The following is a 1392-nucleotide window of genomic DNA, read 5'->3' as shown; positions in this document are numbered from 1 at the left end:
GCGTTGCCCCTGTGCGGGGCAATGCTCTCAACTTAAGCCTAAGCCCCACCGCATCAAGCGAGTTTGTACGCGAGATGGAAGTGCGGTTTGGCTTTTCTGGGTGGTCTTGGATAGGAGCGCGATGGCTGTATCCGGCATCGGGTCTGGCGGATCACGTCCAGCACACCGGTGAGGCTTTCCAGACAGCGCCTGATGCGCAGCAGGCACCCGCCGAGGATAGGTTTGAGTGCACCCAGTGCGTACACCCGGTTCGGACGACTGGCACACGCATCGTCGTGCGATACGTCGAGCTCACTGAGCAAGGTGCACAGGTTGTCAGCGAGGATTTTTGCGCCGAAGTCCTGCTGCAAAGCCAGGTAATCGAGGCCTGTGACGGCTTCCAGTCGTAGCCGGTGCTTCAGGCGTTTGAACGCCTCTTCAACGCGCCAGCGCTGGTGATAGAGCGCCCCAAATGACACCGCCGGGTAACGCTGACCATCGAGTAACGAAGTCATCAGCACACGCACACGACCGCTGGGCGTAACGTCCCGGATCAGGCGCACGGTAGTCGGTGTGCGCGCCAGTTCGTAGTCGCGGGCATCCTGCTCGCCAGGCGCCTCCAGTGTCACTACACGTTCGGCTTTACCGCTGCGGGCAAAGGCGCTGACGCACTTCCAGTTACGCGCGTCGACGCGCATGCAGAACGCAATCTCGCGTTGTACAAGCGCGGCCACCATCGTATTGCCGATATAGCCGCGATCGAGCAGCAGCAGATCGGTATGGGGCTGCAACACGTCCAGCGCTTCGAACAGCATCTGCCGCTCAGCGCCATCGGCGGGATGAAGGGCTGCGTGCAGGGTCAGTTCGGAGCCCGGCAGGAACAGCGCAAACGCGTAGTGATCGGCGCGCAGTTCGTGGCCGCGACGCGTGCCCACACGCAGGCGGCTACCGTCTGCGGCGACCAGTCTCAGGCCGTGCCAGCGCGTCGAATCGATGTGGGGTTGGGCCAGCGAAATCAGATGGGCGCGGGCCAGCTCGAACAGTTCGGCCGACAGCCCGCGACGGGCCTTGCTGAACGCCTGCGCACTGACGGCGCGGCTACGTCCGCCATGCTCACCCAATGCACCAAACAGCGTATCAAGTTCGGTCTGCACGCTGGCACACATGCCCGACATCATCAGAGCGGCCATGCGTGGCAAAGTCAGCGTGCGATTGCGGGTAAAGGCAGCGGGAGAACGACGCACGCGATCGGCGAGCGCCGGATCGAGCAGGAATTCGGAGAACTCAGCCAGAAGCCTCGAGGACGCTGGTATTTGAGTTCATATCGTTGATTTATCAGTGAGCTATGCGACGAAGTTTACAGGGGCAATGCCGCGTTTACAAGCTCTTTGGGGCTTAAGTTGAGAGCATTGC

At 61.6% G+C, this 1392-nt stretch carries 1 protein-coding gene; it reads right to left on the bottom strand.

Going from position 1 to position 1392, the window contains the following annotated elements; genetic code table 11:
- Positions 1-53 precede the first annotated feature (53 nt).
- Positions 54-1250 carry an IS4 family transposase gene (locus tag BX591_RS35865; RefSeq protein ID WP_111936021.1) on the bottom strand — a complete coding sequence of 399 codons (1197 nt, stop codon included), beginning with the start codon at positions 1248-1250 and terminating at the stop codon, positions 54-56.
- Between the last annotated feature and the right edge of the window lie 142 nt (positions 1251-1392).

The organism is Paraburkholderia bryophila (assembly GCF_003269035.1).
In the GTDB taxonomy this organism is placed as follows: domain Bacteria; phylum Pseudomonadota; class Gammaproteobacteria; order Burkholderiales; family Burkholderiaceae; genus Paraburkholderia; species Paraburkholderia bryophila.
Note: the sequence above shows the minus strand (reverse complement) of the source record. Positions and strands in the feature narration are given on the sequence as shown.